This window comes from Planomonospora sp. ID67723 (genome assembly GCF_015711605.1).
Taxonomy (GTDB): domain Bacteria; phylum Actinomycetota; class Actinomycetes; order Streptosporangiales; family Streptosporangiaceae; genus Planomonospora_A.
This window is the reverse complement of the sequence record NZ_JABTEZ010000001.1, coordinates 159,503-181,170: the sequence shown is the minus strand read 5'-3', so window position 1 is coordinate 181,170 and position 21,668 is coordinate 159,503. Positions and strand designations below refer to the sequence as shown.

The following is a 21,668-nucleotide window of genomic DNA, read 5'->3' as shown; positions in this document are numbered from 1 at the left end:
CGGGGGCGTGTCCAGGCGTGGTCGATCCGCGACGGTCACCATGCATTACAGAATGCCAGCCGTTTGGCCGAGACGACGCGGGCACCTGAAGGTAGGGGGCATGATGGTGGGATTGCCTGTGCTGTGACTGAAGGGTTCGAGACGTGGAACTGACCGTGGTCATGCCCTGCCTCAACGAGGCGGAGACCGTGGAGACCTGCGTGCGCAAGGCCCTGGCCTGCATGCGCGAACACGGCATCGACGGGGAGGTGCTGATCGCCGACAACGGCAGCACCGACGGCTCCCAGCAGCTCGCGCGCGACGCCGGGGCCCGGGTCGTGCACATCGATGCCAAGGGGTACGGCAACGCCCTCATCGGCGGCATCCGCGCCGCCCGCGGCACGTACGTCATCATGGGCGACGCCGACGACTCCTACGACTTCACCGCGCTGCTGCCCTTCGTGGAGCAGCTGCGCGACGGCGCCGACCTGGTGATGGGCAACCGGTTCAAGGGCGGGATCGCGCCGGGCGCGATGCCCCCGCTCCACCGCTATCTGGGCAACCCGGTGCTCTCCTTCATCGGCCGGCTGTTCTTCCCCAGCGCCATCGGCGACTTCCACTGCGGCCTGCGCGGCTTCCGGCGCGACTCGATCCTGAAGCTGGGCCTGCAGACCGGCGGCATGGAGTTCGCCAGCGAGATGGTGGTCCGCTCGACCCTGTCCGGGCTGGACGTGCGCGAGGTCCCCACCACCCTCTCGCCCGACGGCCGCTCCCGTCCGCCGCACCTGCGCTCCTGGCGGGACGGCTGGCGCCACCTGCGCTTCCTGATGCTCTACAGCCCGCGCTGGCTGTTCTTCATCCCCGGTCTGGTCATGATGACCCTCGGACTGGCCGCGGGCACCGCGCTGACCTTCGGCCCGGTCTACATCGGCAAGCTCGCCTTCGACGTCGACACCCTGGTCGGCGCCTCGGCCATGCTGGTGATCGGCTTCCAGGCGGTGCTGTTCGCCCTGTTCACGAAGGTGTACGCCGCCGAGGAGGGCTTCCTGCCCGAGGACAGGCGGGTGCGCAAGCTCGTCGACATCGTGTCCCTGGAGAAGGGCCTGGTCGCCGGCGGCCTGCTGGCCCTGGCCGGTCTGGGCGGTCTGGTGGCCTCGCTGGTCCACTGGCAGACGCGCAGCTTCGGCCCGCTGATCCCGTCGGAGTCGCTGCGCATCGTCGTGCCCTCGGCCACGGCGCTGATCATGAGCTTCCAGACCATCTTCGCGTCGCTGTTCATCAGCATCCTCGGCATCCGCCGTACCAAGGAGACCCTCATCGACGTGGCCGCCTCCGCCGCCGAGGAGGCCGCCGAGGCCGTGACCCGGGAGAGCCGGCAGAGCACGAAGGCCAGGGAGAGCGAGGACGAGGCGGAAGGCCGGGAGATCAGCCCCGCCTGACCCGTGATCGGTCCGCCTCGCGGGCGGGATTCGGCCGTGTGGCGGGTAGGCACAAGATTCACAGGCGACCGGCACTAGGCTTAGGGCCATGTCCCAGCAGTCCCAGCACATCCTGACCGCGGTCGCCTGGCCCTACGCCAACGGCCCCCGCCACATCGGGCACGTCTCCGGATTCGGCGTGCCGTCCGACGTCTTCAGCCGCTACCAGCGGATGGCGGGCAACAAGGTCCTGATGGTCTCCGGGACCGACGAGCACGGCACGCCCATCCAGGTGCAGGCCGACAAGGAGGGCCGGGGCGTCCGCGAGGTCGCCGACCGCTACAACCGGGTGATCGCCGAGGACCTCACGGCCCTGGGGCTCTCCTACGACCTGTTCACCCGGACGACGACCGAGAACCACTACGCCGTGGCGCAGGAGATCTTCAAGGGCCTGCACGCCAACGGCTACATCTTCCCGAAGACCACGATGGGCGCGATCTCGCCGTCCACGGGCCGGACCCTGCCCGACCGCTACATCGAGGGCACCTGCCCGATCTGCTCCTACGACGGAGCCCGCGGCGACCAGTGCGACAACTGCGGCAACCAGCTCGACCCGATCGAACTGATCAACCCGGTCAGCCGGATCAACGGCGAGACGCCGATCTTCGTGGAGACCGAGCACTTCATGCTCGACCTGCCCGCCTTCGCCGAGGTGCTCGGCACGTGGCTGCAGTCCAAGCAGGGCGAGTGGCGGCCCAACGTGCTGAAGTTCTCCCTCAACCTGCTCGGAGACCTGCACCCCAGGGCGATCACCCGGGACCTCGACTGGGGTGTGCCGATCCCGCTGGAGGGCTGGAGCGACCAGGCCAACAAGCGGCTCTACGTCTGGTTCGACGCGGTCATCGGCTACCTCAGCGCCTCCATCGAGTGGGCCCACCGCTCCGGAGACCCGGACGCCTGGCGGCAGTGGTGGCAGAACCCCGAGGCCCGCGGCTACTACTTCATGGGCAAGGACAACATCGTCTTCCACTCGGAGATCTGGCCGGCGCTGCTGCTCGGCTACAACGGCCAGGGCGCGCGCGGCGGCACGCCGGGCTCGCTCGGCGCGCTGAACCTGCCCTCGGAGGTCGTCTCCAGCGAGTTCCTCACCATGGAGGGGCGCAAGTTCTCCTCCTCCCGCCAGGTCGTCATCTACGTGCGCGACTTCCTGGAGCGCTACGACGCCGACGCGCTGCGCTACTACATCGCGGTGGCCGGGCCGGAGAACCAGGACACCGACTTCACCTGGTCGGAGTTCCTCAACCGCAACAACGGCGAGCTGGTGGCGGCCTGGGGCAACCTGGTCAACCGCTCGATCTCGATGGCCGCCAAGAACTTCGGGGCCATCCCCGAGGCGGGCGAGCTGACCGACGCCGACCGCGCCCTGCTCGCCAGGTCCCGCGCGGCCTTCGGCCCGGTGGGCGCCGAGCTGAACCGCTCCCGGTTCAAGAACGCGGTCACCGAGGCGTTCGACGTCGTCCGCGACGCCAACCGCTACCTCGCCGAGCAGGAGCCCTGGAAGATCAAGGACGACCCCGAGCGGGTCAAGTCGATCCTGCACGTCGCCCTGCAGGTGGTCGACGACGCCAAGACCCTGCTCACCCCGTTCCTGCCCAACTCCTCCAACAAGATCCACGCGATGCTCGGCGGCACCGGTCTCTGGTCGGGCATGCCGGAGCTGCAGGAGGTCGAGGAGGGCGGCCGGAGCTACCCCGTCATCACCGGCTCCTACGAGGGCGGCGCCCGCTGGGAGTCCACTCCGATCCAGAGCGGCACCCCGCTCGCCCCGCCGACCCCGCTGTTCCGCAAGCTCGACCCCAAGATCGTCGACGAGGAGCTCGCCCGCCTGGGCGAGTAACCCGCCGGAGCCGCCCGGAGCCCTTCGGGCCCGGGCGGCTTTCCGCTGAGGCGGAGATCTGCTCTCACGTTCGCCTGCGGTGCGCTCTCAGGACGCCCGCCGGCCGTCTGGCGGTAAGTTTGGCGGCGTGACCACGATGCCCGTTGCGCCGGAGCCTTTGACCGGCGAAGTGTTCGACAGCCACTGCCACCTCGACATCATGGTGGGCAACCGCCAGGCGTCCTCGGGCGACCCCGTGGCGCAGGCCGCGCAGGCGGCCGGGGCGAGCGTGGAGAAGATCGTCGAGGAGTCCCGGGCGGTCGGGGTGACCCGGCTGGTCACGATCGGATACGACCTGGCCTCCTCGCGGTGGAACGCCGACGTGGCCCGGGTCCACCGCGACGTCTACGCCGGCGTGGCGATCCACCCCAACGAGGCGCACGCCGCGACCTCCGAGGTCCTGGCGGAGATCGAGGAGCTCGCCGGCGAGCCGCAGGTCCGGGCGGTCGGGGAGACCGGTCTCGACTACTACCGCGACTGGGCGTCCAAGGACGACCAGCACGCCTCCTTCCGGGCGCACATCGAGATCGCCAAGCGGACCGGCAAGGCCCTGGTCATCCACGACCGGGAGGCGCACGACGACGTGCTCCGCGTGCTCGCCGAGCAGGGCGCGCCCGACGCGGTGGTCTTCCACAGCTACTCCGGCGACGCGGAGATGGCCAAGAAGTGCGCCGAGGCCGGCTACTTCATGTCCTTCTCCGGTCCGGTCACCTACAAGAACGCCGGCTACCTCCGCGAGGCCGCACAGGTGGCGCCCAAGGAGCTGCTCCTGGTCGAGACCGACGCGCCCTACCTCCCGCCGGTCCCGCACCGGGGCAAGCCGAACGCGCCCTACCTCATCCCGCTGATCGTGCGCTGCCTGGCCGAGGTCAAGGGCATGGAGGCCGGCGAGCTCACCGCCGCGATCAGCGCCAACGGGGAGGCCGTCTTCGGCGCCTGGTGACCGTCAGCCCGTGGCCGCGCCGAAGTCGGCCGAGACGCCGCGGTCGACGGCGGGGACCTGCCCCGATCCGGGAGCGGCGGGAGCGGCCGCGCCGTCGTTGCGGCCCAGCAACGTCACTCCTCCCGAGGTCCCCCGGTCGGGGGCACCGACGACGATCTTGTTCCCGCTGGCGGCCACCGCCCAGCCGAAGCGCTCGCCGGCACCGCTCCCGTCGACCAGCCGGGCCTTGCCGGAGGCGCCGCCCACCGGGAACAGGCTCACCCGGCCGCGCTGGTCCCCGCGGAACGGGACGCCCACGACCAGGCGGAGTCCGCCGCCCTCGGAGAAGGCCACCGCGAAGCCGTACCCGTCGCCGGCCCTGCCCTCCTGGCCCTGGCCGAACGTGGGCCCCGGGGTGATCTCCGCCGTGCTGGAGGCCTGGAAGAGCTGGACCAGGCCGGAGTCCTTCACCGAGTCGCCGTCGCCGAGCGGCGCGCCCACGGCCAGGTAGCCGGTGTCCCCGTCCTCCCCGTAGGCGAGGGCGTAGCCGAACCGGTCACCGGCGTCGGCGTCGGTGATCTCGCGCAGGTCCCACTTCTTGCTGACCTGCTCATCCCGGTTCTCGCGCACGTCGAACAGGACGCCGATCGCTCCGGAGTCGAGCTTCCCCTCGCCGGCCTGCACGCCCGTCCCGTCGTCGTTCTCGTACGGCAGGCCGATCGCGAGGTCGAGCTCGCCTGCCTCCCCGCCCAGCCTGCCCAGTTCGACCGCCCAGCCGAACATGTCCCCGACCTCGCTGTTGCCGGTGACCCCGTCGGTGCTCTGGGAGATCTTCCAGGGCCGGTCGAGGGCGGAGGTCTCGAACAGGTAGGTCGCGCCGGAGTCGGCGACCCCGTCGACGTTCTCGTGCGGCGCCCCCACCGCGACCAGGGGGCCCCGCGCCGCCAGGGACCAGCCGAAGTGGGCGTCGCCCTCCGGCTCGGTGGCCGTCAGCCGGACGGGTTCGCGCGGAGCCCCGCCGTACACCACGTAGGCCGCCCCGGCGTCCTCCCCGCCCGGCAGGTCCGCGTACGGCGCGCCGACCAGCAGATCGGCGCAGCGGTCGCCGTCGACGTGGGTCAGCCGCACCGACCAGCCGAAGCCGTCGCCGGCCGCGGGCTCGGCGGCGGTCACGACCCTCCCCTCGCCGCCCCGGCCGGACAGCACGTGAACCGTGCCCGCGCCGTTGACGTCCGCCGCGTCCGCGAACGGGTCGCCGACCACGGTGTCGTCGACCCCGTCTCCGTCGAAGTCGCTCTCGCCCGCCGAGGCGCAGGGGTCGGGGGCGGAGACGGCGGAGGTGAGGGCCGCGGGGGCGGCGCCCGCGGGCAGCACCGGAAGCGCCGCCGTGAGGAGCGCCGAGAGGAGGACAGAGCGCAGGAACCTCATGACAGCCGCACCTCGATCTCCTCGCCGCCCTCGATCAGCCGGCCGGTCAGCCGGGCCGGCGTGCGCGGCGGGGGCAGCTCGTAGACGAAGACGCCGTCGACCCTGCCCCCCGGGGCCAGGGCGCTCGGCGGGCCGGGGGCGAGCGGTTCGGGGCTGTGGGCCGCGCCCTGGCTGTCCACCAGGGTGAGCGGGGTACGGCCGAGCGGGACCAGCTTGCCTCCGGTGTTGACCAGAGTCCAGCGGACCACGCAGAACCTGCCCCGTTTCGGGGTGGCGCCCTGGTAGGAGGTCAGGCCGCAGGCGGGGGGCCGGGGGATGATCAGTTGCGGGTCCTCGATGGGCGAGCCGAGCGCGATCCGGCGGCCGACGTCGGTCGTCCCGGCCGGCGCGGAGGCCCCCGGAGGGAGCGTCGCCCGCCCGGCTCCGTCACCGATGTTGGCCAGCACGATGCCCGTCACCGTCAGCGCCGCCACCGCGGCCAGCCCGGCGATCACCCAGCGCCGCCGTTCCCGGCCGGGAGCGGCGGCCCCCGGAAGAAGGCGGCCGGGGGCCGGGGAGTGGATCTCCCGGCCCGGCGGAAGGGTCCCCCGGTCCGGCGGCCGGGGACCGGGGACCGGGGACCGGACGCCCGGTGCCGGAGAGCCGTTGCCCGGCCCGGACTGCGGGGCCCCCGCTCCACCTCTCGGGGTTGCTGCTCCGGCTTCCCGGGAGGGAGGGGCGGAACCGGTCTCGGGGCGGAGGGCCTGACCGCGGACCGGCGAGGCGCCGGACGCCGGAGCACCGGACGCCGGGGAGCCCCCGGACCCCGGAGACGTTCCGGGCGCGGACGTCTCCGCCGGGGAGGTCCCGGACGCCGCGGAGGTCCGGCCCGGTGAGGTGTCGGTCCCGGAGGCCCGTCCTGGCGAGGTCACGGCTCCGGAGCCGGGGGAGCCCGGCGTCCAGGGGTACGGGGGCGGCGGGGTGGCGGCCTCCGTGCCGAGCACGTCGATGGCGCCGAGCGTCTGGGTGGAGTCGGGCTCGACGTTGGGCGGGGGCTGCCACGACTCGGTGAGCAGGTCGGTGGCGACCAGGGTGGGCGGGTCCGTCCGGCGCCGCGCGGACGGGCCGGCGGACGGGGCCGCGATCCCGCCGCCGACCAGGGCGATCAGCAGGTCCTGGGCGGTGGGGCGCTGGTAGGGGTCCATCGTGGTGGCACGGCGGGCCAGGTCGTTCAGCGGGGCCGGGAGCGCGCCGAGGTCGGGCGGGCTGTTGAGCAGCCGGGTGGCCATGGTGATCATGTCGCCCCGGCCGTAGGGGTGACGGCCGTTGCCCGCGTAGGCGACCAGACAGCCCCAGGCGAACACGTCGGCCGCCGGAGTGATCTCCTGGCCGCGCACCTGCTCGGGGGCCCACCAGCCCGGGCTGCCGAGGACCTCGCCCGACTTGGTGAAGCCGGAGGTGGAGTCCAGCGCGCGGGCGATGCCGAAGTCGATCACCCGGGGCCCGGACATCGACAGGATCACGTTGGCCGGCTTGAGATCGCGGTGGACCAGCCCGGCCACGTGGATCGCGGCCAGCGCGGCGGCCACGCCGAGCGCGACGCCGTGCAGCGGCCCCGGCTCGAGCGCCCCGTGCTCGGCGATCTGGCGGGAGAGAGGGGTGCCCGCGATGTACTCGGTCACCATGTACGGCCGGCCGTCGCCGGCGTTGCCGTTGTCGAGCACCTGGGCGGTGCAGAAGGAGGCCACCCGCCGGGCGTTGTCCACCTCCGCGTGGAACCGCGCGGCGAACCCCTCCTCGATGGCGAACTCCGCCTTGACCACCTTGACCGCCACCGGCCGGCCGGTCGGCGCCAGCGCCATGTAGACGGTGCCCATGCCGCCCTCGCCGAGACGGCCGAGCAGGCGGTAGGGCCCTATCTGCTCGGGGTCGCCGGCACGCAGCCCCCCGACACCGGGCTGGTTCACGTGCTGCTCACGGGGGAGCTCCCCTTCCTCGTCGGCCATCCCCCGTGGGGTAACCGTATCCACAACCGGACCTCTCGTCTTCATGATGCGTCGCCGCATCCTGTTCGATGCGCGAAACTTGATGGATGTCGTGGGGAGAGAACGTGATCGAGCGGGGCGGGTGCGGCTGCGGGCGGGCCCGCAGGTGCGGCGGCCCGGCGAACGCCGGTTCCGAGCCGTCGGGCAAGGAACAAGCATGAGCCTTCTCGGACCCGTGGAAATACGTAATTTGGCGGAGAGGCTCGATATCCGGCCGACCAAGAAGCTCGGCCAGAACTTCGTGATCGACGGCGGCACGGTCCGCCGGATCGTCCGGGTCGCCGGGCTGCGCCCCGACGACGTGGTCATCGAGGTCGGCCCGGGCCTGGGCTCCCTGACGCTCGCGCTGCTGCCCGAGGTCCGGGCGGTGGTCGCGGTGGAGATCGACCCGGTTCTCGCCGCCCAGCTCCCGCTGACCGTCGCCGAGCGCGCTCCCGAGCTGGCGGAGCGGCTCACCGTGGTGCTCGCCGACGCCATGCGCGTCCGGCCGGAGGAGCTGCCGCCGGACAAACCGACCGCGCTGGTCGCCAACCTGCCCTACAACGTCTCGGTGCCGGTGGTGCTGCACCTGTTGGAGACCCTGCCCTCGCTGCGGAACGTGCTGGTCATGGTCCAGTCGGAGGTCGCCGACCGGCTGGCCGCCGCACCGGGGTCGAAGATCTACGGCATCCCCTCGGTCAAGGCCGCCTGGTACGCCGACGTCCGCCGGGCCGGCCCCGTCGGGCGCACGGTCTTCTGGCCCGTCCCCAACGTGGACTCCGGTCTGGTCGCCATGACCCGCCGTGAGCCGCCGTCCACCCGGGCCACCCGCGAGGAGGTCTTCGCCGTCGTGGACGCCGCCTTCGCCCAGCGCCGCAAGACCCTGCGGGCCGCCCTGGCCTCCTGGGCCGGTACGGCCGCCGCCGCCGAGCAGGCCCTGCGCGCGGCCGGGATCGACCCCTCGGCGCGCGGAGAGCAGCTCACGGTCGAAGACTTCGCCAGGATCGCCGAGAGCCGCCCGTAGTGCGACTTGTCGATCTGTTGGCGTAGAGGGGAAGGCGGTCCCGTTACGATCGGACATCGTGACCAACGAGCGTTCCGAGGGGAATCCATGGACTCGGTGACCGTGCGCGTCCCCGCCAAGGTCAACCTGCAGCTGGCGGTGGGACCGCTCCGCGAGGACGGTTACCACGACCTGGTGAACGTCTTCCACGCCGTCTCGATCTTCGATGAGGTGACGGCCGCGGCGGAGAGCGGGATGAGCGTCCGGGTCGAGGGCGAGTCCGCCGACCAGGTACCCGAGAACGACGACAACCTCGCCATCCAGGCCGCCGTCGCGCTGGCCCGGCACGCGGGCCGCTCGTACGGCGTGAGCCTGGCCATCCGCAAGACGATCCCGGTGGCGGGCGGAATGGCGGGCGGCAGCGCCGACGCCGCCGCGGCCCTGGTCGCCTGCAACGAGCTGTGGGGGCTGGGCCTGCCGGTCGAGGACCTGATGGAGATCGCCGCCGACCTCGGCAGCGACGTGCCGTTCGCGCTGCTGGGCGGGACCGCCGTGGGCACCGGCCGGGGCGAGCGGCTGACCCCCCTCGAGGTCGGCGGAACGTTCCACTGGGTCTTCGCCCTCGCCGACGAGGGGCTGTCCACGGCGAAAGTCTACGGAGAGTGCGACCGCGTCCGCGAGACGGCCGGCGAGCAGGCCGCGCCGCCCCGGACCAGCGAGCCGCTGCTGGCCGCGCTCCGTGCCGGCGACGCCAAGGCCCTCGGCGCCGAGCTCACCAACGACCTGCAGCCGGCCGCCCTGTCGCTGCGCGGCTCCCTGGCCCGCACGCTGGACACCGGGCGCCAGCACGGCGCCCTGGGCTCCCTGGTCTCCGGCTCCGGCCCGACCTGCGCCTTCCTGGCCGAGTCCGAAGCCCACGCCGCCGCCCTGGCCGCCTCCCTCAGGGACGCGGGCGTCGCCCGTGACGTCCTGGTCGCCCACGGCCCGGTCCCGGGCCCCACGGTGGTGTGAGCGCGTCCCGGCGGTCCCGGCTCTGAGCGAGCGCCGGAGTGAGCGTGTGCGGTCGTTGGATACCCTTGTCCCACGATGAATCTGGTCAACCTTGAGTCCGTCTCCCACTCCTACGGCCCCAAGCCGCTGCTGAAGGACGTCTCCCTCGGCATCGAGGCGGGCGACCGCATCGGCGTCGTCGGCCGCAACGGCGGCGGCAAGACGACGCTGATCTCGGTGATCGCCGGGGATCTCAAGCCCAACTCCGGGCGGGTCACCCACAACCGGGGCCTGCACGTGGGCACCCTGTCCCAGGGCGACGACCTGGATCCGGCGCGTTCGGTGGCGGACATCGTCCTCGGCGGCCGGGCCGAGCACGAGTGGGCCGGTGACGCGGGCGTCCGGGAGATCCTCGCCAACCTGCTCGGCGACATCGACCTGACGGCCCCGGCCCGGAGCCTGTCGGGTGGTGAGCGCCGCCGTACGGCCCTGGCCAGGCTGCTCATCGGCGAGCACGACCTGATCATCCTCGACGAGCCCACCAACCACCTCGACATCGAGGCCATCGACTGGCTGGCCAGGCACCTGTCGGCCCGGAAGACCGCGCTGCTGGTCGTCACGCACGACCGGTGGTTCCTGGACGCGGTCTCCACCCGCACCTGGGAGGTCGTCGACGGCGCGGTCGAGCGCTACGAGGGCGGTTACGCCGCGTACGTGCTGGCCAAGGCGGAGCGCGCCCGCATCGCCGCCGCCTCCGAGGCCCGGCGCCAGAACCTCATGCGCAAGGAGATCGCCTGGCTCCGGCGCGGCCCGCCCGCCCGCACCTCCAAGCCCAAGTTCCGTATCGACGCGGCCCAGGCCCTGATCGCCGACGAGCCCCCGGTCCGCGAGAGCGTCGAGCTGGTCAAGTTCGCCGCCGCCCGGCTGGGCCGTACGGTCTACGACCTGGAGGACGTGACCCTGCACGCCGGAGGCCCCGGCCAGGGCCCGCTGGTGCTGGACCACTGCACCTGGCAGTTCGGCCCCGGTGACCGGATCGGCCTGATCGGCGTGAACGGCTCGGGCAAGTCCTCGCTGCTGCGCCTGCTCGCCGACACCGTCCAGCCCGACTCGGGGAAGATCGTGCGGGGCAAGACGGTCCGCCTGGCACACCTCTCGCAGGAACTCGCCGAGCTCGACCCCACCCGCCGGGTGCTGGAGACGGTCGAGGAGATCCGCAAGTTCGTCCAGGTCGGAAAGAAGGAGTGGACCGCCTCCCAGCTGCTGGAGCGGCTCGGCTTCAAGGGCGAGGCGCAGTGGAAGGTCGTCGGCGACCTGTCCGGCGGCGAGCGCCGCCGCCTGCAGCTTCTCCGGCTGCTCATGGACGACCCCAACGTGCTGCTGCTCGACGAGCCGACCAACGACCTCGACATCGAGACGCTCAACGAGCTGGAGGACCTGCTCGACGGCTGGCCGGGCACGCTGATCCTGGTCAGCCACGACCGCTACTTCCTGGAGCGGGTCGCCGACCGCTGCGTGGCCCTGCTGGGCGACGGCAGGCTCTCGATGCTCCCCGGCGGGGTGGACGAGTACCTCCAGCGGCGCGCCTCCGGCGGGGCGCTGTCCGCCCGCGCGGCCTCCGTCTCGGGCACGGGCACCGGCTCGGGGGCGGGCGCCGCTTCCGCCACCGCCCCGGCGGCGGAGCCCGGACTCTCGGCCAAGGAGGAGCGCGAGCTGCGCAAGGAGCTCTCCCGGCTGGAGCGCCAGCTCGACAAGCTGGGCGCCCGCGAGGCCAAGCTGCACGACTCCATGGCCGGGGCCGCCGCCGACTACGGCCGTCTGGCCGAGCTGGACGCCGAGCTCAAGGCCGTCCACGCGGAGAAGGACACCGTCGAGGCCGAGTGGCTGGAGGTCGCCGAGCGCCTCGGCGAGTGACTCCTCGCCGTACGGCGAGAGCCTCGGCCTCGGTGACGGCTTCGACGGCGGCCTTCGCGGTCTGAAGGCCGCCGAGAACCCGCCGGACGACCTCGGTCCGGCGGCCCCTCCCGTGCGGCGGCCCCTCCCGTGCGGCGTCGCGGGCCTCGTGGCGCCGCTGGACCGCGGCCGACCGTCCGAGCCGGCGGAGAACGAGACGCAGCGCGTCCTTCGACCCTCGTGCGACCGGACCGGCAGGAGCCGATGCGGGAGAGGACCCCTCGACTCCCCCGGGCCGGAGGCTTGCCCTCACCAAATATCTCTGTTAGATATATCTGATAGAGAGAGGGGTGTCGATGGCACGGCGGAGCCAGACGGAGACGGCGGTCCTGGGGGCGCTGAGCATGCAGCCGATGACGGCCTACGCGTTGCGTGAGGCCATCCGGGACGTGCTCGGGCATTTCTGGAGCGAGAGCTTCGGGCAGATCTATCCCACGCTCGGCGCCCTCGAACAACAGGGACATGTGGAACGCCGCGAGGGGCCGCGCTCCGGCTCGTCGACTTTCGTCATCACCGACTCCGGCACCGCGCGCCTGCGAGAACTGCTGAGCGAGCCGATCACGGCGGTGCCTCCGCGCAACGGGCTCCTGCTGCGGCTGTTCTTCGGCCGGACCCTGGGCGTGCGGAAGTGCCGGGAGCTGCTGCTGGAGGCGAAGGCGGACGCCGAGCGGAGCCTGGCCGAATACGACGCCCTGGCCCGCACGCTCTCCGCCGAGGAGGAGGGCTCCGCGGACCTGCCCTACGTCCTGACGACCGTCTCCGCCGGCAGGCACGGCGCCGAAGGCGTCATCGCCTGGGCCGACGAGGCCCTCGCCCTCCTCGAGGAAACCCCTGCGAACGGAGAATCATGACGACCGCGTCAGCCGATGTCGTGGACGCCGCGGAGCCGCGCCGTCCGGTCCCGCGTCTCCGCGCCTGGATCAACTTCGCCGTCTTCTCGGCCGTCACCGTCGGCGGCGGCTGGCTCTTCGTCGCCCTGGACCGGGCCACCGGGGAAGCCGCCGGCACCGGGAGCGTGACCTCCGCGAGCGGCGGCACGAACGGGCAGGGACTGTGGATCGCCGTCCCGGCGCTGACCGCGCTCGCCTTGTACTTCCTCAGCCGGGACGGCGCGGGACCTCTGGGGCTCACGTTGCGGTTCGCGGACCGGACCCGCTGGTTCGCGTTCGCGGCGGTGTTCTCCCCGGTCACGGCCGCCGTCTCGGTGGCGGCGGCGACGGCCGCCGGTGTCGCGACGTTCTCCGTGACCCCGTCCGCCGGTGGACCGTCCCTCCCCGTCGCCTTCGCCACCGCGCTCGGTTTCCTGGTGGTCAAGAACCTGCTGGAGGAGTTCATCTTCCGCGGCTACGGCACGCGTACCGCGATGGCCCTCGGCCTGCGCGGCGTCGCGCCGCATGCGCTCGTCGGGCTGGTCTGGGGGCTGTGGCACCTTCCGCTGTACACGGTCTGGATGTCCCAGGCGGACTTCCGCCGGAGCACGACGCTGCCGTGGTCGTGGTACCTGCCGACCTTCCTCGCGGGCATCGTGGTGATGGCCGTCCTCTACGGTGAGATGCGCGTGCGGACCGGTTCGATCTGGCCCGGTGTGGTGCTCCACACGGTCGGCAACGCGCTCACGACCCCGCTGCTGGTCAACGGCCACCTGGACTTCGAGGGCCACGGCGACGCGCTGTTCGGCGTCGCCGGGAACTCGGTCGTCTCGATCCTCCTCTTCGGAGGGGCCGGACTCTTCCTCCTGCACCGCCGGAACCGGGGCGGCGGTCCCGCCGGGACGTGAGCACGGAAGGCGACCGGTTCGTTCTCGATCGCGTTTAGACCCGGGCGATCGGGCAGAGTACTTCAGTGCGCTCCGGTGTCGGTCGCGTCAAAAGGGATGAGTAGCGTGCGCAGCAGGCCCGCCAGGGTCTGCTGTTCATGCTGTCCGAGGCCTGCCAGCAGCTCGCGCTCGCGGCGCAGCAGGTCGGTGAAGGCGTCGTCCACGCGCTCGCGCCCGGCCTCGGTCAGCGAGACCAGGACGCCGCGCCGGTCTTCTGGGTCGGGGCGGCGCCGCACGAGGCCGGCCGCGGCGAGGCGGTCGATCCGGTTGGTCATCGTTCCGGAGGTGACCAGGGTGGCGCGGAGCAGGGCTCCCGGGCTCAGCTCGTACGGCTTGCCGGCCCGGCGCAGGGCGGTGAGCACATCGAACTCCCAGGGCTCCAGCCCGTGCTCGGCGAACGAGGCCCGGCGGGCGCGGTCGAGGTGGCGGGCCAGGCGGGAGACGCGGCTGAGCACCTGGAGCGGCTCGACGTCGAGGTCGTCGCGCTCCTGCCGCCAGGCCGCGACCAGGCGATCGACTTCGTCCTCGGCCTGGTCGGGGTGGTGCGGGGTCATGACACGCAGTCTAGCTTTCTTGACATCGAGATATCTCCGGGGATATCAATTATCTTGATGTCAAGAGATATGTGGGACCCAGAGATCTACGACCGCTACGCCGACGAGCGGTCGCGTCCGTTCTTCGATCTCGTCGGCAGGATAGCCGCCCGGCATCCGGCATACGTCGTCGACGCGGGTTGCGGCACCGGAGACCTCACCGCCGAGCTGGCCCGGCGCTGGCCCGAGGCAGAGGTGCACGGTTTCGACTCCTCACCCGCGATGGTCGACAAGGCGCCGGCGGGAGAGCGGCTCTCCTTCTCCGTCGGCGACGTCATGGAGTGGACCCCCGAGCGCCCGGTCGACGTCCTGGTCTCCAACGCCGTCCTGCAGTGGGTGCCCGAGCACCGGGAGCTGCTGCCGCGCTGGGTCGGGGCACTCGCCCCGGGCGGGTGGCTGGCCTTCCAGGTGCCGGGCAACTTCGACGCTCCGAGCCACGTGCTCCTGCGCGACCTGTGCCGGACGAAGTGGCTCGAATGGCTCGGCGACCTGGTCCGGCACGAGCCGGTGGGCAGCCCGGCCGAATACCTCGAGCAGCTCGCCGCCCTCGGCTGCGAGGTGGACGCCTGGGAGACGACGTACATGCACGTCCTGCCGGGAGAGAACGCCGTGCTCCGCTGGGTCAGCGGCACGGCCCTGCGCCCCGTGATCGACCGCCTGCCCGCCCCCGAGCGCAACGAGTTCCTCGCCGACTTCGCGGCCCTGCTGAACGACGCCTACCCGCGCAGGCCGTACGGGACCGTCTTCCCGTTCCGACGGATCTTCGTCGTGGCGCGGAAACCGGCTCTGGACGGGTAGGAGAGCAGCAATAAATACTGCGGTGACGCAGTAGATGTCTGTGCAAATGGGGTTGACCTGTGGCGCTAGAGATCGAGGACAAGTTCGACGTCCCGGCGGACTACGAGCTCCCGGACCTGTCCGGTCTGCCCGGCTGCGACGAGATCGCCGGCCCCAGGTCCCACCAGCTCGTCGCGGTCTACTTCGACACCCCCGACCTCAGGCTCGCCGCCCGCGGCATCACCCTGCGCCGGCGCAGGGGCGGCACCGACCCCGGATGGCACCTCAAGCTGCCCAGGGCCAAGGGCGTCCGGCAGGAGATCACCCACCCGCTCACCCGGAGCGTCAAGATCGTCCCGCCCGAGCTGGCCGACCTGGTCCTCGCCTTCACCCGGGGCGCCCCCCTCACCCCGGTCGCCGAGCTCGACACGCGCCGCTCGGTGACCGTGCTGCGCAACGGCGCCGGCGTGGCGCTGGTGGAGATCGCCGACGACCGGGTCAAGGGCACCGTGCCGGGCCAGGAGCCCCACGTCGAACGCTGGCGCGAGGTCGAGGCCGAGCTCGTCGAGGGCGACGGGCAACTGCTGGCCAAGGTCGGCAAGCGGCTCCGCAAGGCCGGGGCGAGCCCCGCCGGATCGGCCAGCAAGCTCGCCCGCCTGCTCTCCGCCGCCCGCGAGATCCCCGGCGTCGAGGTCGCCAGGACCGGCAAGGGCAGCGCGGGAGAGGTCGTCATCGGCTACCTCTCCTCCCAGGTCGCGGCGGTGCTCTCCCAGGACCCCCGGGTACGGCGGGCGGAGCGGGACGCCGTCCACCAGATGCGCGTCGCCTGCCGCCGGATGCGCAGCGCGCTCAAGTCCTTCAAGACGGTCGTCAAGGACACCGAGACGCTCCAGGACGAGCTCAGGTGGCTGAGCGGGGTCCTCGGCGAGGCACGCGACCTGGAGGTCATCCGGGAACGCTTCTCCCGCACCCTCGACGGCCTGGACGGCGAGCTGATCACGGGTCCGGTGCGGGCCCGGCTCGGCTCCGACCTGCTCGACGGCGAGCACGAGGCCTACGACCGGATCAGGCAGGCGCTCGGCGGCGAACGGTACTTCGCCGTGCTCGACGCCCTCGACGACCTGGTCGCCACGCCCGTCCTCACCAAGGCCGCCTCCAGGCCCGCCGCGACCCTGGAGGCCGTCGCCGCCAAGAGCTGGCGGCGGGTGGTGCGCGCCTACCACGCGGTCCAGGAGATCGCCGACCCCGGTGAGCGGCGGACCGCCATGCACGAGGTCCGCAAGAGCGCCAAACGCGCCCGCTACACCGCCGAGGTGCTCGGCATGTCCAAGCTGGCCAAGAGGGCGGAGGCCGTACAGGAGGTCCTGGGCGTCCACCAGGACGGCGTGGTGGCCCAGGAACGGCTGACCGCCGAGGCCGGGCGGGCCAGGCTCGCGGGGGAGGACACCTTCACCTACGGCGTCCTGACGGGCATCGAGAGGGCCAGGGCCGACCGCGCCTACCAGGAGTTCCCCCGAGTGTGGGAGAAGACCGCCAAGGCCGTCGCCAAGCTCCTCTGAGCGAGGCCCGCGGAGCTCAGGCGCCACATGCCCCGGCCGGCACCCTCAGGTGAGGTGGCGGTCCAGGCCGACGACCCGGCCGGCGGCGTGGTGCAGCACCAGGAACGCGCCCTTGCGCAGATGCGCGTCGCCCGGACGGCCGATCACCTCCGCGATCAGCTCCGGGAGCACCTTGCCGTGGCTGCACAGCACCATCGCGCGGTCCGAGGCGAGCGCCTCGCGGACCAGGCGCAGTGAGGCACGCGGCTCGTGGCCGGTCTCCGAGAGCAGCCGCTCCCGGCGGATCTCCAGCCCGGCCCGGCCGGCGTACGGCTCCAGCGTCTGCACGCAGCGCAGGCTCGGGGAGCTGACCAGTTCCGCCGGGCGGTAGCCGTACAGCGCCTCCGCAAGCACCTCGGCCTGCGACCGGCCGGTCTCGTCCAGCGGGCGGAGGTCGTCGTCGCCCTTCCAGTCCTGGCGGGACCCGGCCCTGCCGTGCCGGGCCAGGACCAGCGGCGTGGTCACCAGCGGGACGGCGGCGAGCGCGCCCAGCAACTCGGCGTCCCAGGCGTAGGTCAGCCGCCGCCGGGCCTCCTCCGGCGGCAGCCAGACGACCTGGTCCACCTCCCCGACCGCGGTGCGCGGCCCGTCGGCGACCGCGCGGGCCAGCCAGTAGTCGACCCGCTTGAGCCGCCCGCCCTTCATGTAGTGGACCGGCGGGAGCGACCGGCCGAGCACCGCGGAGACCCCCGTCTCCTCGGCCACCTCGCGCAGCGCCCCGCCGATCACGTGCTCGCCGGGCTTCAGCTTGCCCTTGGGGAAGGTCCAGTCGTCGTACTTCGGCCGGTGGACCAGCGCGACCTCGGGCGCGGACTCCGGACCCCGCCACACCACCGCCCCGGCGGCACGGGTCATGCCGGCCGGGCGGACGCCGGTCTCAGTCATCGATGGTCCTCCACCTGCGGGTGCCGACCAGGTGGCTCTGCAGGTCGTCACCGTGGTGCCGGGTCCAGGACCCGTCCGGGTTGAGCCACCATGTGGTCGTACCCTCCGCCATCGCCCGGTCGAGCAGATCGCTGAGATAACTCCGGTGCTGCTGGCTGACCACCTTGACCAGCGCCTCCACCCGGCGGTCCAGGTTGCGGCGCATCAGGTCGGCGCTGCCGATCCAGATCTCCGGCCTGCGGCCGTGGCCGAACTCGTAGATCCGGGAGTGCTCCAGGAACCGGCCCAGCACGCTCCTGACCCGGATGTTCTCCGACAGCCCCGGGACGCCCGGCCGCAGCGTGCACACCCCGCGTACCCACAGGTCCACCGGGACGCCCGCGCGCGACGCCCGGTAGAGGGCGTCGATGACCGGTTGGTCCACCAGGGAGTTCGTCTTGATCCTGATCCTGGCCGGACGGCCCGCCTCCTGGTGCGAGATCTCCCGCTCGATCCTGGCCAGCAGCCCGCCCCGGAGGGAGTGCGGGGCGACCAGCAGCCGCCGGTAGGCCGAGTGGTTGGAGTAACCCGTCAGGTGGATGAACAGGTCCGTGACGTCCTCGCCGACCAGCGGATCGGCGGTCAGCAGCCCCAGATCCTCGTACAGCCGGGCGGTCTTCGGGTTGTAGTTGCCCGTGCCGATGTGGCAGTAGCTGCGCAGTTCCCCCGAGGGCTCCTGCCGTACCACCAGGGCCAGCTTGCAGTGCGTCTTCAGCCCGACCACGCCGTAGACCACGTGGCACCCGGCCCGCTCCAGCTTGCGCGCCCAGCTGATGTTGGCGTGCTCGTCGAAGCGGGCCTTGATCTCCACCACCACGACGACCTGCTTGCCCGCCTCGGCGGCGTCGATCAGCGCGTCCACGATCGGGGAGTCGCCGCTGGTCCGGTAGAGCGTCTGCTTGATGGCCAGCACGTCCGGGTCGGCGGCGGCCTGCTCGATGAAGCGCTGCACGCTCGTGGCGAAGGAGTCGTAGGGGTGGTGCAGGAGCACGTCCCGCTCGCGCAGCACCGCGAAGATGTCGTCCTCGACATGCACGACCTCCGCGGGCACGAACGGGCGGAAGCTCAGCTCGCCCCGGTCCAGGTCGGCGATGGCGTGCAGCCCCGTCAGGTCCAGCGGGCCGGGCAGCCGGTAGATCTCGTGCTCGGCCACCCCCAGCTCCTCCACCAGCAGCTCCAGCACCCCGGGCGTGATGGTGTCCTCCACCTCCAGCCGGACCGGCGGGCCGAACCGCCGCTTGAGCAGCTCCTTCTCCAGCGCCTGCATGAGGTTCTCGGTGACGTCCTCGTCCACGTCCAGGTCCTCGTTGCGGGTGACCCGGAAGACGTGGTGCTCGACGATCTCCATGCCCTTGAAGAGCTGGCCCAGATGGGCCGCGATCACGTCCTCCAAGGGGACGAACCGGTCCTTGGAGGCCGCGACGAAGCGGGGCAGCCGGCTCGGCACCTTCACCCGGGCGAACACCGTGTGACCCGTCGACGGGTTGCGCACGGTGACGGCCAGGTTGAGCGAGAGCCCGGAGATGTAGGGGAACGGGTGGGCCGGGTCGACGGCCAGGGGCGTCAGCACCGGCCGGATCCGCTCGCGGAACAGCCTGCGCAGCTCCGTGCGCTCCTCGCGGCCCAGGTCGTCCCAGCGCACGACTCCGATGCCCTCCGCCGCCAGCTGCGGGCGGACCAGCTCGTGGAAGCAGGTCGCGTGCCGCTGCGCCAGCCCGTCGGCTATCGCGGCGATCCTGGCCAGCTCCTCGCGGGGCTTGAGGCCGCTCTTGGTGCGCAGCAGCAGACCGGTGGCCATCCGCCGCTTCAGCCCGGCCACCCGTACCCGGAAGAACTCGTCCAGGTTGCTGGCGAAGATCGCCAGGAACCTGACCCGTTCCAGCAGCGGCAGCGCCGGATCCTCGGCCATCTCCAGGACGCGTTGGTTGAACTGGAGCCAGCTCTCCTCACGGTTGAGGAAGCGGTCCTGTGGAAGGGGTGGCCCTTCTGGCGTGGGATGCACGGGTTCGGCGGACATATGACCACAATGCCCGCTTTTGTTGAACAGAACGTTAATTTCGGCTCAACGGGCGCTGTTGCTTACTCGGGAAGGTGAAGTTTTTCCTGTTCCAGGCCCCGATCGACCAGCCTCGCGCGCCGTGCGGCCTCCCGCTCGGCCGCCTTGGCCTCGCGCAGGCGGATCTTCTCCGCCTCGCGCAGCTCGCGTTCCCGGGCCTTCTCCTGCTCGCGCAGCAGCCGCTCCTGCTCCTTCAGCTCGCGCTCGCGGATCTTCTCCCGCTCACGCAGCTCCCGCAGCCGGGCCTTCTCCTGCTCCCGCGCCAGCTTCTCGGCCTCGCGCAGCTCGCGCTCGCGGATCTTCTCCTGCTCCTTGAGCTCGCGTTCCCGGGCCTTCTCCCGCTCGCGCAGCTCCTTGTCGGACGGGCGGGGCGGGGGCACCGGACGCCGCTCCTCGATCGTCCGGGAACCGGCGGTCAGCCGGGGCCGCGGGTCCAGGCCGGTCAGCCCGTTCCACGCCAGGTTGACCAGGTGCGCCGCGACCTCCTCGCGAGGGGGCCTGCGCACGTCCAGCCACCACTGGCCGGTCAGCGCAACCATCCCGACGAGCATCTGGGAGTACATCGGCGCGAGTTTCGGGTCGTAGCCGCGCCCGACGAACTCGTCGACCATGACGTCCTCGACCTGGCTGGCGATGTCGTTGATCAGGCTGGCGAACGTGCCCGTCCCCGAGGCCGCGTGCGAGTCGCGCACCAGGATCCGGAAACCCTCGCTGTTCTCCTCGACGTAGGCCAGCAGCGCCAGCGCGGCGCGCTCCAGCTTCACCAGCGCGTGCGAGGCCGCCAGCGCCTCGGTCACCATGACGAGCAGCTTCTGCATCTCCCGGTCGACGACGACCGCGTAGACGCCTTCCTTGCCGCCGAAGTGCTCGTAGACCACGGGCTTGGAGACGTTGGCGGTCGCCGCGATCTCCTCGACGGACGTGCCGTCGAACCCCTTCTCCGCGAACAGGGTCCGGCTGATCTGGATCAGCTGCTCGCGGCGCTCCTTGCCGGACATGCGTCGTCGGGGTTGGCTCACACGTCCCATAATGGCGGCACCCGCCGACGAAACGGCAACAGTGGCGGTCCCGGTCGCCGGAACGGCCGGTGCGGGGACGGCCGGTGCGGGCGTCGCGAGGACCGCCGCGGCGGCCCCCGCGGTGTGATCAGACATCGGATCGGTCAGGCATTGACGCGCTTCGCCGCCAGCCGCTCGGGCGTCGGCCAGCGGACGTCGTAGGCCCAGCCGAGCTTCTCGAAGATGCGGATCAGGCCGGCGCTGAGGTCGATCTGGCCCTTGAGCGCGCCGTGCCGGGCGCAGGTCGGGTCCGAGTGGTGCAGGTTGTGCCAGGACTCGCCGAACGACGGGATGGCCAGCCACCACACGTTGCGCGACTTGTCACGCGACTCGAAGGCCTCCTCGCCGAAGACGTGGCAGATGGAGTTGATCGACCAGGTCACGTGGTGCAGCAGCCCGATGCGGATCACCGTGCCCCAGAAGAAGCCGGTCAGCATGCCCCACCACGACCAGGTCAGCAGTCCGCCCAGCAGCGCCGGGGCCACCAGCGAGGTGATCGCCAGCGTCGGGAACCACTTGTGCAGCTTGATGATGTCGGGGTCCTTGACCAGGTCCGGCGCGTACTTCTCCCGGTTGGCCCGGGTCGTCTCGAACAGCCAGCCCATGTGGGCCCAGAGCAGCCCCTTGGCCATCGACCAGAAACCCGGTCCGAACCGCCACGGCGAGTGCGGGTCGCCCTCCTTGTCGGAGAACTTGTGGTGCTTGCGGTGGGTGGCCACCCAGTCCAGCACCGACATCTCCAGCGAGATGCTGCCCGCGATGCCCAGGGCGAGCTTGAGCGGGCGCTTGGCCTTGAACGAGCCGTGCGTGAAGTAACGGTGGAAACCGACGGTGACGCCCAGACCGGAGACCAGGTAGAAGACGGTGGCGATCGCGACGTCGCTCCAGCCGAGCCCCCAGCCCCACGCGAACGGGACGGCGGCGATCAGAGCGATGATCGGAGCTGCCACGATCACACCGAACGTGATGAGTTCGGGGACGGTCTTCGGCTCCGGGTCGATGTCGGGTTTGGGTCCGGGGGCAGAGCGCTCCGCGGTGACTGTCATGCGCTACCTCGTGAGGTTGGGAAAACGATGGACCTTTTGTCCGGCTACGCCACCGTAACCTACGCTAGGGTAAGTTAGGAATCCCTCCGCGGCCAACACAGTGAAAAATGGCTGTTCCGGGAGGGGATCATGGCGTGGCCGGGCCCGGCGCCCCCCGCTTTTGGCCTG

General features: G+C 71.9%; 17 protein-coding genes. 10 read left to right on the top strand and 7 right to left on the bottom strand.

From position 1 onward, the window contains the following. The first annotated feature begins 143 nt into the window (after positions 1–143). The 3 genes from HS041_RS00785 (at position 144) to HS041_RS00775 (ending at position 4,276) form a co-directional block, all read left to right on the top strand. Positions 144–1,418: a glycosyltransferase gene (locus HS041_RS00785; RefSeq protein WP_196438599.1), complete on the top strand. Its 1,275-nt coding sequence runs from the start codon at positions 144–146 to the stop codon at positions 1,416–1,418. 88 nt (positions 1,419–1,506) lie between these two features. Further along, positions 1,507–3,294, top strand: a complete 1,788-nt coding sequence (metG, locus tag HS041_RS00780) for a methionine--tRNA ligase (protein WP_196438598.1) — start codon at positions 1,507–1,509, stop codon at positions 3,292–3,294. 136 nt (positions 3,295–3,430) lie between these two features. After that, on the top strand, positions 3,431–4,276 hold the full coding sequence (locus HS041_RS00775) for a TatD family hydrolase (protein WP_196440703.1): 846 nt from the start codon (positions 3,431–3,433) through the stop codon (positions 4,274–4,276). Between the two features lie 3 nt (positions 4,277–4,279). On the opposite strand, the gene HS041_RS00770 is transcribed toward HS041_RS00775, so the two are convergent. Together HS041_RS00770 and HS041_RS37965 are read right to left on the bottom strand one after the other, a co-directional pair. Further along, a complete protein-coding gene (locus HS041_RS00770) occupies positions 4,280–5,683 on the bottom strand; it encodes an FG-GAP repeat protein (RefSeq protein ID WP_196438597.1) in 1,404 nt (467 codons plus the stop codon). Beyond that, positions 5,680–7,668: a serine/threonine-protein kinase gene (locus tag HS041_RS37965; RefSeq protein ID WP_230878374.1), complete on the bottom strand. Its 1,989-nt coding sequence runs from the start codon at positions 7,666–7,668 to the stop codon at positions 5,680–5,682. Before HS041_RS37965 ends, HS041_RS00770 begins: the two co-directional genes overlap by 4 nt. A gap of 196 nt (positions 7,669–7,864) precedes the next feature. Here HS041_RS37965 and rsmA point away from each other — a divergent pair, with 196 nt between their 5' ends. The 5 genes from rsmA (at position 7,865) to HS041_RS00740 (ending at position 13,409) form a co-directional block, all read left to right on the top strand. Further along, a complete protein-coding gene (rsmA, locus tag HS041_RS00760; RefSeq protein ID WP_196438596.1) occupies positions 7,865–8,710 on the top strand; it encodes a 16S rRNA (adenine(1518)-N(6)/adenine(1519)-N(6))-dimethyltransferase RsmA in 846 nt (281 codons plus the stop codon). 87 nt (positions 8,711–8,797) lie between these two features. Further along, positions 8,798–9,700, top strand: a complete 903-nt coding sequence (locus tag HS041_RS00755; protein ID WP_196438595.1) for a 4-(cytidine 5'-diphospho)-2-C-methyl-D-erythritol kinase — start codon at positions 8,798–8,800, stop codon at positions 9,698–9,700. A gap of 75 nt (positions 9,701–9,775) precedes the next feature. Continuing rightward, on the top strand, positions 9,776–11,593 hold the full coding sequence (locus tag HS041_RS00750; RefSeq protein ID WP_196438594.1) for an ABC-F family ATP-binding cassette domain-containing protein: 1,818 nt from the start codon (positions 9,776–9,778) through the stop codon (positions 11,591–11,593). Positions 11,594–11,928: 335 nt separating this feature from the next. Beyond that, entirely contained in the window at positions 11,929–12,483 is a 555-nt protein-coding gene (locus HS041_RS00745; RefSeq protein WP_196438593.1) for a PadR family transcriptional regulator, read from the top strand. Then, positions 12,480–13,409 (top strand): CPBP family intramembrane glutamic endopeptidase, encoded by a 930-nt coding sequence (locus tag HS041_RS00740; RefSeq protein WP_196438592.1) that lies wholly within the window; start codon positions 12,480–12,482, stop codon positions 13,407–13,409. Before HS041_RS00745 ends, HS041_RS00740 begins: the two co-directional genes overlap by 4 nt. A 62-nt stretch (positions 13,410–13,471) precedes the next feature. On the opposite strand, the gene HS041_RS00735 is transcribed toward HS041_RS00740, so the two are convergent. Beyond that, positions 13,472–14,002, bottom strand: coding sequence for a MarR family winged helix-turn-helix transcriptional regulator (locus tag HS041_RS00735; RefSeq protein WP_196438591.1), 531 nt, complete (start codon positions 14,000–14,002; stop codon positions 13,472–13,474). 57 nt (positions 14,003–14,059) lie between these two features. Between HS041_RS00735 and HS041_RS00730 the strand changes: the two genes are divergently transcribed. Continuing rightward, positions 14,060–14,839: a trans-aconitate 2-methyltransferase gene (locus tag HS041_RS00730; RefSeq protein WP_230878373.1), complete on the top strand. Its 780-nt coding sequence runs from the start codon at positions 14,060–14,062 to the stop codon at positions 14,837–14,839. A gap of 59 nt (positions 14,840–14,898) precedes the next feature. Then, the gene (locus HS041_RS39870) at positions 14,899–16,377 is read left to right on the top strand and encodes a CYTH and CHAD domain-containing protein (RefSeq protein WP_196438590.1); all 1,479 of its coding nucleotides are present in this window, start codon (positions 14,899–14,901) and stop codon (positions 16,375–16,377) included. A gap of 45 nt (positions 16,378–16,422) precedes the next feature. Here HS041_RS39870 and HS041_RS00720 read toward each other — a convergent pair whose 3' ends face one another. The 4 genes from HS041_RS00720 to HS041_RS00705 form a co-directional block, all read right to left on the bottom strand. Continuing rightward, entirely contained in the window at positions 16,423–17,301 is an 879-nt protein-coding gene (locus tag HS041_RS00720; protein ID WP_196438589.1) for an NUDIX hydrolase, read from the bottom strand. Continuing rightward, positions 17,294–19,357: an RNA degradosome polyphosphate kinase gene (locus HS041_RS00715; protein ID WP_196438588.1), complete on the bottom strand. Its 2,064-nt coding sequence runs from the start codon at positions 19,355–19,357 to the stop codon at positions 17,294–17,296. Before HS041_RS00715 ends, HS041_RS00720 begins: the two co-directional genes overlap by 8 nt. Positions 19,358–19,419: 62 nt before the next feature. After that, positions 19,420–20,415 (bottom strand): TetR family transcriptional regulator, encoded by a 996-nt coding sequence (locus tag HS041_RS00710; protein WP_374058814.1) that lies wholly within the window; start codon positions 20,413–20,415, stop codon positions 19,420–19,422. A gap of 143 nt (positions 20,416–20,558) precedes the next feature. Next, a complete protein-coding gene (locus HS041_RS00705) occupies positions 20,559–21,500 on the bottom strand; it encodes an acyl-CoA desaturase (protein WP_196438587.1) in 942 nt (313 codons plus the stop codon). Between the last annotated feature and the right edge of the window lie 168 nt (positions 21,501–21,668).

Excerpts from the sequence above, each read along its gene's own strand:
- metG (WP_196438598.1), top strand. The coding sequence starts at position 1,507 with ATGTCCCAGCAGTCCCAGCACATCCTGACCGCGGTCGCCTGGCCCTAC.
- HS041_RS00775 (WP_196440703.1), top strand. The coding sequence starts at position 3,431 with ATGCCCGTTGCGCCGGAGCCTTTGACCGGCGAAGTGTTCGACAGCCAC.
- HS041_RS00770 (WP_196438597.1), bottom strand. The coding sequence starts at position 5,683 with ATGAGGTTCCTGCGCTCTGTCCTCCTCTCGGCGCTCCTCACGGCGGCG.
- HS041_RS37965 (WP_230878374.1), bottom strand. The coding sequence starts at position 7,668 with ATGGCCGACGAGGAAGGGGAGCTCCCCCGTGAGCAGCACGTGAACCAG.
- rsmA (WP_196438596.1), top strand. The coding sequence starts at position 7,865 with ATGAGCCTTCTCGGACCCGTGGAAATACGTAATTTGGCGGAGAGGCTC.
- HS041_RS00755 (WP_196438595.1), top strand. The coding sequence starts at position 8,798 with ATGGACTCGGTGACCGTGCGCGTCCCCGCCAAGGTCAACCTGCAGCTG.
- HS041_RS00750 (WP_196438594.1), top strand. The coding sequence starts at position 9,776 with ATGAATCTGGTCAACCTTGAGTCCGTCTCCCACTCCTACGGCCCCAAG.
- HS041_RS00745 (WP_196438593.1), top strand. The coding sequence starts at position 11,929 with ATGGCACGGCGGAGCCAGACGGAGACGGCGGTCCTGGGGGCGCTGAGC.
- HS041_RS00740 (WP_196438592.1), top strand. The coding sequence starts at position 12,480 with ATGACGACCGCGTCAGCCGATGTCGTGGACGCCGCGGAGCCGCGCCGT.
- HS041_RS00735 (WP_196438591.1), bottom strand. The coding sequence starts at position 14,002 with ATGACCCCGCACCACCCCGACCAGGCCGAGGACGAAGTCGATCGCCTG.
- HS041_RS00730 (WP_230878373.1), top strand. The coding sequence starts at position 14,060 with ATGTCAAGAGATATGTGGGACCCAGAGATCTACGACCGCTACGCCGAC.
- HS041_RS00720 (WP_196438589.1), bottom strand. The coding sequence starts at position 17,301 with ATGACTGAGACCGGCGTCCGCCCGGCCGGCATGACCCGTGCCGCCGGG.
- HS041_RS00715 (WP_196438588.1), bottom strand. The coding sequence starts at position 19,357 with ATGTCCGCCGAACCCGTGCATCCCACGCCAGAAGGGCCACCCCTTCCA.
- HS041_RS00705 (WP_196438587.1), bottom strand. The coding sequence starts at position 21,500 with ATGACAGTCACCGCGGAGCGCTCTGCCCCCGGACCCAAACCCGACATC.